At 62.1% G+C, this 8,160-nt stretch carries 10 protein-coding genes and 1 other RNA gene; 3 read left to right on the top strand and 8 right to left on the bottom strand.

The window, feature by feature from the left end:
• On the bottom strand, window positions 1–836 hold an 836-nt coding region (miaA, locus tag AC5DC2_RS15350; protein ID WP_491699101.1), incomplete at its 3' end, for a tRNA (adenosine(37)-N6)-dimethylallyltransferase MiaA.
• Between miaA and serB the strand changes: the two genes are divergently transcribed.
• Window positions 835–1,722, top strand: coding sequence for a phosphoserine phosphatase SerB (gene serB, locus AC5DC2_RS15345; RefSeq protein WP_024707929.1), 888 nt, complete (start codon window positions 835–837; stop codon window positions 1,720–1,722). The two genes, miaA and serB, sit on opposite strands and share 2 nt — an antisense overlap.
• Window positions 1,719–2,279: a GNAT family N-acetyltransferase gene (locus AC5DC2_RS15340; RefSeq protein WP_491699100.1), complete on the top strand. Its 561-nt coding sequence runs from the start codon at window positions 1,719–1,721 to the stop codon at window positions 2,277–2,279. Before serB ends, AC5DC2_RS15340 begins: the two co-directional genes overlap by 4 nt.
• 203 nt (window positions 2,280–2,482) lie before the next feature.
• Here the strand turns inward: AC5DC2_RS15340 and AC5DC2_RS15335 are convergent, their stop codons facing one another.
• From AC5DC2_RS15335 to AC5DC2_RS15305, 7 genes are read right to left on the bottom strand one after another with little or no spacing between them, the layout of a single operon-like run.
• Window positions 2,483–3,985 carry a Do family serine endopeptidase gene (locus AC5DC2_RS15335; RefSeq protein WP_491699102.1) on the bottom strand — a complete coding sequence of 501 codons (1,503 nt, stop codon included), beginning with the start codon at window positions 3,983–3,985 and terminating at the stop codon, window positions 2,483–2,485.
• 50 nt (window positions 3,986–4,035) lie between these two features.
• Entirely contained in the window at window positions 4,036–4,227 is a 192-nt protein-coding gene (locus AC5DC2_RS15330; protein WP_491699099.1) for a DUF2065 domain-containing protein, read from the bottom strand.
• Entirely contained in the window at window positions 4,227–5,177 is a 951-nt protein-coding gene (gene hflC, locus AC5DC2_RS15325) for a protease modulator HflC (protein WP_491699098.1), read from the bottom strand. The genes AC5DC2_RS15330 and hflC overlap by 1 nt, the downstream gene beginning before the upstream one ends.
• The gene (gene hflK, locus AC5DC2_RS15320) at window positions 5,177–6,337 is read right to left on the bottom strand and encodes an FtsH protease activity modulator HflK (RefSeq protein WP_024707934.1); all 1,161 of its coding nucleotides are present in this window, start codon (window positions 6,335–6,337) and stop codon (window positions 5,177–5,179) included. Before hflK ends, hflC begins: the two co-directional genes overlap by 1 nt.
• Complete coding sequence (locus AC5DC2_RS15315; RefSeq protein ID WP_256389215.1) at window positions 6,338–6,472, bottom strand: hypothetical protein; 135 nt, start codon at window positions 6,470–6,472, stop codon at window positions 6,338–6,340.
• An 18-nt stretch (window positions 6,473–6,490) separates the two neighbouring features.
• A complete protein-coding gene (locus tag AC5DC2_RS15310) occupies window positions 6,491–7,006 on the bottom strand; it encodes a dihydrofolate reductase (protein WP_491699097.1) in 516 nt (171 codons plus the stop codon).
• Between the two features lie 28 nt (window positions 7,007–7,034).
• Window positions 7,035–7,829 carry a thymidylate synthase gene (locus AC5DC2_RS15305; RefSeq protein WP_491699096.1) on the bottom strand — a complete coding sequence of 265 codons (795 nt, stop codon included), beginning with the start codon at window positions 7,827–7,829 and terminating at the stop codon, window positions 7,035–7,037.
• A 98-nt stretch (window positions 7,830–7,927) separates the two neighbouring features.
• On the opposite strand from AC5DC2_RS15305, the gene ssrA reads away from it, so the two are divergent.
• Window positions 7,928–8,160, top strand: a transfer-messenger RNA (tmRNA) gene (gene ssrA / locus AC5DC2_RS15300); the annotation flags it as partial.

Genomic DNA, 8,160 nt, shown 5'->3' with positions numbered 1-8,160 from the left:
TTGGCATACTGCCGGGTCGCGGCGCTCGCCCGCGCGATGACGGTTTCGCGATCCATCTCGCCATTGAGCATGGCTGCGATCTCGCGAACGCCGATTGCCCGCATCACCGGCATTTCGGGGGCAAGGTCAAGCGCCAGAAGGGCTTTCACCTCCTCAACCGCTCCCTGATCCAGCATGGCGGAAAAGCGTCGGTTTATACGATCATGCAGGATCGGGCGCTCCGGCAGAATGACCACTTTCTCCGCCGCATCCGGACGGATCAGCGGCGGCGGCGTCTCCGCCTGATAATCCGCGATCGACCGGCCGGAAGCCTCCCTGATTTCAAGCGCACGCACGATCCGTTGCCCATCGGCGGGTTCCAGTCGCGCCGCCATGACCGGGTCGCGGTCGGCCAGAACATGATGAAGCGCTTCGGGTCCCTCTTCGGCCAGCGCCCGCCGCCAATGCGCACGGATCTTGGCTGGAACCTCCGGCATCTCCGCCAACCCCTCCGTCAGGGCCTTGAAATAAAGCCCCGTGCCGCCAACAAAGACCGGCAACCGCCCCTCGCCTTCCAGCCGATCGATCAGCGCGGCCGCGTCTCGCAGCCATGCGCCGGTGGAATAGTCGGCGCCGGCGGCCACATGCCCGTAGAGGAAATGCGCGATCCCCTCCATATCGTCTGGCGAAGGACGCGCCGTCAGCACCCGTAGCGTGTCATAGACCTGCATGCTGTCGGCATTGATCACGACGCCGCCAGTCTCTCGCGCGCGTCGCAGAGCATAAGCGGACTTGCCGCCCGCCGTCGGCCCGGTTATCAGGATCGCACGCCGTTTGCTTTCCAAGGAATTCGTCATGGTTCTCGTTGCCACGCTTGTCGCCGATCCGTCAAACCCCGTTTTGACCGATGCGCAGCTTTCCAGGCTCTCGAACGCCGTTGCCGTGGACAAGATCGACTGGCTGCGCGCGGGCGTGGCCGTCGACCTCTATCTCGAACATCATGTGATCCGACAGACGGCCGAAAGCGCTATCCGCGAGATTATTGCCGGCGAAGCGATCGACCTCGTGATCCAGCCGCTGATCGGACGCCGCAAGAAGGCGCTTCTGGCCGACATGGATTCGACCATGATCGGTCAGGAATGCATTGACGAACTTGCCGCCGAAGTCGGGCTGAAGGAAAAGGTCGCCGCCATTACCGCGCGCGCCATGAATGGCGAGATCGAATTCGAGCCTGCCGTGCGCGAGCGCGTCTCTTTGCTTGCCGGCCTTGATATCGGCATTGTCGACGAGATCATCGAAAAGCGCATCACGCTAACGCCGGGAGGCAAGGAACTGATCGCGACGATGAAGGCCAATGGCGGCTATACCGCGCTGGTCTCCGGCGGCTTTACCGTCTTCACCAGCCGCATCGGCGCGATGATCGGCTTTGACGAGAACCGCGCCAACACGCTCGTCGAAAGAGACGGCAAGCTGACCGGCCAGGTTGCGGACCCGATCCTCGGCCGACAGGCCAAGATCGAGGCGCTGCATGACGTGGCGCGCAAGCGCGGTATTGCAGAGACCGAGATCATGGCGGTCGGCGACGGCGCCAACGACCTCGGCATGCTGGAACTGGCCGGCTCCGGCGTCGCGCTTCACGCCAAGCCCACGGTTGCCGAAAAGGCCGATATCCGCATCGACCACGCAGATCTGACCGCGCTGCTTTATATTCAGGGATACCACGAAGAGGAGTTCAGACGGTGAAGCTCACTGAAACCGAACGCCTTGTCATCCGCAACTGGGAGGATCGCGACCGCGACCTGTTCCACGAGATCAACGCCGATGAAACGGTCATGGCCTTCTTTCCCATGCGCCGCACCCGCGCCGAGAGCGATGAGATGTTCCACACGGTCCGCAAGATGATCGCCGACAGCGGCTATGGCTTTCCCGCCGTTGAGCTGAAAGGGACCGGGGACGTGATCGGCTTCACGGGGCTGAACAAGAGCTACAGCGCCGACATCTCGCCGAAGGGCACGCCCGAGATCGGATGGCGCATGGCGACCCGTTACTGGGGCAAGGGTTACGCAACCGAGGCCGCGCGCGCCATGATCGCACTGGCCTTCGAGGAGCGCGGCCACGACCAGCTTGTGTCATTCGCTGTTGCAGGGAATCACCGCTCGACGGCGGTCATGGAAAGGCTCGGCATGCGGCGGGACCCTGAGGGCGATTTTGATCATCCCTCGATTCCCGACAGCCACCCCCATCTCAAACGCCACGTGCTCTACCGCCTTCTGAAGGCTGAGTGGCAACGCGACAGCTAGCGCATCGGCCCGAAAATCGGAATCGTTTTTCGGAAAGCACGATGCTTAGATTCAATAGGTTAGAGCGTCCTTTGTGCGTCCGAATGAACGCACGGCGCTCCAAGACGCTTCCGCTCTTGTTGCGAATCGCGAGAGCGCTCTGTCTCTTTGTTTTTTAGGCGTTTCCGGATGGAGTACCGGGATCCACTTTTCCGGGCAACGCCCTATTCCAGCACCAGGCTCTTGATGACGAGCGTGCCGTCCGGCTCGGCGACCATGAGCGAGACGCTGCGGCGCCCCTGAGAAATCAGCTCCACAATGCGCGAGCGCACCTCCTGCGGCGTCGTCACGGCGTCCTGGCCGACTTCGGCGATCACCATGCCGGGCATCAGTCCCTCGTCGGCGGCCGCGCTACCCTCTTCCACCTCGGTAATCAGCACGCCCTCAATACCGCCGTCGATCTGGTAGAGCGCACGGCCATTGTCATCGAGTTCGGCAAGCGTCATGCCGTAAAGGCTGACCGGCAGGCCGGGCGTGTCGGCGTCGCCTTCAGCTGTCGGCCTGTCGGCCAGCGCCTCGTCCACCGCTTCCGGCTCTTCCAGCAGTTCAGGCGTAACCTGAACCGTCATGCGCTCGCCGTCGCGGACGATCTCGACGTCCACGGGGTCTCCGACCCGGCCCTCGGCGACGAATCGCGGCAGGTCACGCGGACTGTCGATCGGCTGCCCGTCGAAGGACAGGATGATATCGCCCTCCTTCAGAGGTCCGCCATCAGAAGGCCCGCCTTCGATGATCGAGCCCACGGCAACGCCGGCGGGGTCCTCGGCGCCGAGCGAGGCGGCCAGCGCGTCGCTCACTTCCAGCACGCGAATGCCGATCCAGCCCCTGCGGGTGCGTCCGAACTCGACCAGTTGGTCGATGATGTTTTCCGCAAGCTCGCTCGGCACCGAAAAACCGATGCCGATCGAGCCGCCGGACGGCGACAGAATGGCCGTGTTGATGCCGATGACCTCGCCATCCATGTTGAACAGCGGTCCGCCGGAATTGCCCTTGTTGATGGCGGCATCCGTCTGGATGAAATTGTCATAGGGGCCGTCGAGCTCGCGCCCGCGCGCCGAAACGATGCCGAGCGTGACTGAGCCCCCGAGGCCGAACGGGTTGCCGATCGCCATCACCCATTCGCCGATCCGGACCTTGCGCGAATCGCCGAACTTCACCGCCGGCAAAGGCCGGTCGGGATCGACCTTGAGCACGGCCAGGTCGGTCTTGTCATCGACGCCGAGCAGTTCCGCGTCCAGCGTGGCGCCGTCGGAGAACGTCACCTCGATCGTGTCGGCATTCTCGATGACATGGTTGTTGGTGACGATGATGCCCGTGGGATCGATGATAAAGCCGGACCCGAGCGAGGAGAACTGCCGGCTGCGCGGCCCCTCCTCGCCCTCGAAGAAATCCTCGAACAGGTCCTCGAAGGGCTGGCCCTCGGGAACGTCCGGCAGGGGCCGGGTCTCGCCCGTCGGCCCGCCCTCTTCGGAGATGGAGATGTTGACGACGGACGGAAGCAATCCCTCGGCGATGTCCGCAACAGACACATCGGAAAGCGTCTGGGCGCGCGCCGGCATCATCGGCATGGAGACCGGCGAGATGACGGCCACGGCGAGAAGCCCTACGCCGGCAATGTGCCGGGCCATGACCCGGGAAACCGGGGAATTCAGCTTGACCGTCGTCATCATGCCTCCGTCCTGTCGATTGTCATCATAGCGGAAGGCTCAGCGAAAGCCTATCCGCGGATCAGCCAGACAAGGCCGACGCCGAGCGCCACGGCAATGAGGCCGGTCACGCGCAACGCGCCTTCCGGCACTGTCGGCAACAGCCGCGCCATGGCCACAAAGAGCGAAGGGGCCAGCGCATAGACCAGCCCCTCGATGATCAGATAAAACGCAAATCCGATCAGAACATCCTGAAGCAGCATTACTCGGTTGCCTGCTGCTGGACCTCTTCGGCCGGCGCGCCGCCGGGCAGCGCCGGGCTCAGCGGCAGTGCACTCGCGCCTGACGAGCGGAAGTACTCAAAGAATTCCGAATTCGGCGAAAGAACCATGGTCGAATTCTCACCGAGTACATCCCTGTAGGCGTTCATCGACCTGTAGAAGTAGAAGAACTCCGGATCCTTGCCGTAAGCTTCGCCGAGGACCCGGTTCCGCTCGGCATCGCCCTCGCCGCGCAGAACCTGCGCATCGCGGTCAGCCGCCGACTGGATTTCAACCACCTCACGGTCCGCTGCGGCACGCCGCACTTCGGCGCGTTCGCGGCCGCGCGCGCGCGTCGCCTCGGCCTCGGCCAGACGTTCCGAACGCATCCGTGCGTATGTCTCGTCCGAAACCTCCTGCGTCAGGTCGGTTCTGCGGATACGCACGTCAACAATCGAAATGCCGAGCGCTTCCGCCGCCGGACGGAGCTGGTCGCCGACTTCCTTCATCATGGCGGTCCGCTCGGTCGAAAGCGCTGCCTCAAAGCCGCGCAGGCCGTAGACCCGGCGCAACGCCGAATCAAGACGGGTGCGCAGCCGCGAAACCGCGGCCATGCGATCGCCGGAAACGGACTCGCGGAAGCGCTGTGCGTCCGTGATCCTGTAAACGACGAAAGCATCAACCTCGTAGAACTTGCCGCCCGAAACCTGGACGCGGATATCGTCCAGGTCAAAACGGAGGTCCTGATTGGAGACGAACTGGACCTGATCGGCGCCTGCAAACGAGAACGGCAGTTTGAAGTAAATGCCGGGCTCGGTCTTGACTGCGTAGATCTTGCCGAAACGGATGACCAGCGCCTGTTCACGCGGATTGACCACGAAAACCGATGCGTAGATCAAAAGTGCCAGAGCGACGATACCGCCAAGCAGAACGAATATGCGATTTGAAGACATTATTGGTTCGCTCCCTGGCTGCTCTGCGATGTTGACGAGGATGAGCTGCCGCTCGTATTGGCGGCATTCGTCCTGGCGGCCGCGTTCCGGTCGATCGCATCGAGCGGCAGATAGGGCACAACACCCTCCCCGTCCTCATCCATGATGACGTTCTTGGACCTGGAGAAGACCTCCTGCATGGTCTCCAGATAGAGCCTCTTGCGGGTAATCTCGGGCACGGCAACATAGGTTTCGTAGATCGAATTGAACCGATCCGCCTCACCCAGCGCTTCCATGACCACGCGGTCCTTGTAGGCTGCCGCCGCTTCGCGAATCTGGGCCGCGTCACCGCGCGCCTGCCCCAGTGCCCGGTTGGCATACTGGTTGGCCTCTTCAAGGAAACGATCTTCATCCTGCTCGGCACGCTGGACTTCGTCGAAGGCATCAGCCACCTCGGCCGGCGGCGCGGCATCCTCGATCGAAACGGCGGCAATCGTCAGCCCGGCGCCGTATTCGTCCATCGTGCTTTGAATGATCTGCTTCACATCCTCCGAAATGCCTTCACGATCGTCGCGGAAGACATCCTGGGCCGGCCTGCGGCTGACGACTTCGCGCATCGCGCTTTCGGCAACCTGCTGCAGCGTCTCGATCGGGTTTTCAACGTTGAACAGATAGGCTTGCGGGTCGGTGACGCTGTAGAGCACGGCAAACTGAACATCGACGATGTTCTGGTCGCCGGTCAGCATGATGCCCGTGCGCGCGGAATTCCGCGACCCGATATTGAGCTGCTGTTCCGTGATATTCGCCTTCTCGACAGTCTCCACCGGCCAGAACATGAAATGCAGGCCAGGTCCGGAAACGTCGGCCTTGGGAACGCCGAAGCGAAGCTCGACGCCACGCTCTTCCGGCTGGATCGTATAAACGGATTGCATCACCCAGAAGCCAGCCAGCACGACGATGACGATCATCACCAGGCCGATGCTGAAACCGCCCGGAAACATGCCCTTGAACTGATCCTGGCCCTTGCGGAAGAAGTCCTCGATATCCGGCGGTCCGCCATTGCCGCCGCCGTTGCCGCCGCCACCAGGACGCTTGGGGCCTTGGCCCCACGGACCCTGATTGTCGCCGCCGCCGCCGCCCCCTCCCCAGGGACCGCCGCCATTCTGATTGCTCCAGGGCATTCACACCTCTTCCAAAATAAACAGTTCCTGGCTGCGGAACCATTGCCGCAGCCGCGCATTGACGCATTCAGCGTTTGTCCCGTTATAGGGACGCAGAAGGTCGCTTTCAACGCGATCGGTCAACTGTGCGGCCAAATCGCGGTAAATTCCTGTTCATCGGGGTTTTCGCGCGTAAACCACATAGCGCGTCGGATAATCGTCCTTCTCGCCGGCAGGCAGGTTCTCGCTGCTTTCAGGTTGCCAAAGCGCCGGATCGATCGCAGGAAAAGTGGTCTGCCCGTCCGCTTCGGTTTCCACATGGGTGATGCGCAAACGGTCGGCGAGCGTCATCGCCTGCCGGTATATCTCGCCCCCGCCTTGCACATAGATTTCGTCGAGGCCCTTTTCGGCAGCATCCTTGCGGGCCAGCGCAACAGCGTCTTCAAGACTCGACACGACAATGCATCCGGGCGCCAGGAAATCCGGGTTGCGCGAGATGATGATATTTGTCCGCCCCGGCAGCGGCTTTCCAATCGACTGATAGGTCTTGCGTCCCATGATCTGGGGCTTGCCCATCGTCAGGGCCTTGAACCGCCGAAAATCCGACCCCAGGTGCCAGGGCATCGCCGCGCCGTTGCCGATCACGCCGTTTTTCGCGACGGCGGCCATGATTACGATTTCGGCAGTCATCGACCCCGCCTCCTCACATGTCTGTCGCTCAAACCGCGATCGGCGCCTTGATCGACGGCGCGGCCTCATAGCCCTCGAGGACGAAATCCTCGAAGGTGAAGTCGAAAAGATCGGTGACATCCGGATTGAGCCGCATCACCGGCAGAGGGCCCGGGATGCGGGAAAGCTGTTCGCGCGCCTGTTCGAAATGATTGGCGTAAAGATGGGCGTCGCCGAGCGTGTGGACGAAATCGCCGGGCTTCAGGCCCGTCACCTGCGCCACCATCAACGTCAGCAGCGCGTAGGAGGCGATGTTGAAGGGAACGCCGAGGAAGATGTCGGCGGAGCGCTGGTAGAGCTGGCAGGAGAGTTTTCCGTCGGCGACATAAAACTGGAACAGGCAGTGGCAGGGCGGCAGCGCCATATTGTCGACTTCGGCCGGGTTCCAGGCGGTGACGATATGGCGGCGGCTGTCGGGATTGGCGCGAATGCCTTCGACAAGCCTTGCGATCTGGTCGATATGGCCGCCGTCCGGCGTCGGCCAGGAGCGCCACTGCGCGCCATAGACCGGTCCGAGATCGCCGTTTTCATCGGCCCATTCGTCCCAGATCGAAACGCCGTTTTCCTTAAGATAGGCGATGTTCGTGTCGCCCTTCAGAAACCAAAGGAGTTCATGGATGATCGAGCGCAGATGCAGCTTTTTCGTCGTCAGAACCGGAAAGCCGGCCGACAGGTCATAACGCATCTGGTAGCCGAAGACGGAGCGCGTGCCCGTGCCGGTCCGGTCCGCCCGGTCGGTTCCGTTTTCCAGCACGTGGCCCAGAAGGTCCAGATATTGCCGCATGATGCTCCCTCGTTCAAAATCGGTCTTATCTTCTATCGCGAGGAAAGCGGCCGCGAAAAGGGCATAGGGACGCCTTTCCCCGCCTTTTGCGCGCTACCCCCCTTTGCAGAAGCATTTGAAACACTTATATCAGGCCTGCCGGTTCTTCCGGCTATGGTGATAAACGGCGTTGTAATAAGCTCATTGGACCCGGGGGCGGTACCCGGCGCCTCCACCACAAACAGGCGGTTCAGGCCTTTTTGTGATGGGGGCGAAACAGGATCGACAAGAGTGTAAAGAACGACCTTTTACCCGGCATGATACCACCGTTATCGGGTCAAACGAGTAGTTG

It is taken from the genome of Martelella sp., assembly GCF_984369615.1.
The sequence above is the reverse complement of the archived record's forward strand: the minus strand, read 5'-3'. Positions and strand labels throughout refer to the sequence as shown.

Coding starts and splice junctions, on each gene's coding strand:
- serB (WP_024707929.1), top strand. CDS start 835: ATGGTTCTCGTTGCCACGCTTGTCGCCGATCCGTCAAACCCCGTTTTG.
- AC5DC2_RS15335 (WP_491699102.1), bottom strand. CDS start 3,985: ATGACGACGGTCAAGCTGAATTCCCCGGTTTCCCGGGTCATGGCCCGG.
- AC5DC2_RS15330 (WP_491699099.1), bottom strand. CDS start 4,227: ATGCTGCTTCAGGATGTTCTGATCGGATTTGCGTTTTATCTGATCATC.
- hflC (WP_491699098.1), bottom strand. CDS start 5,177: ATGTCTTCAAATCGCATATTCGTTCTGCTTGGCGGTATCGTCGCTCTG.
- hflK (WP_024707934.1), bottom strand. CDS start 6,337: ATGCCCTGGAGCAATCAGAATGGCGGCGGTCCCTGGGGAGGGGGCGGC.
- AC5DC2_RS15310 (WP_491699097.1), bottom strand. CDS start 7,006: ATGACTGCCGAAATCGTAATCATGGCCGCCGTCGCGAAAAACGGCGTG.
- AC5DC2_RS15305 (WP_491699096.1), bottom strand. CDS start 7,829: ATGCGGCAATATCTGGACCTTCTGGGCCACGTGCTGGAAAACGGAACC.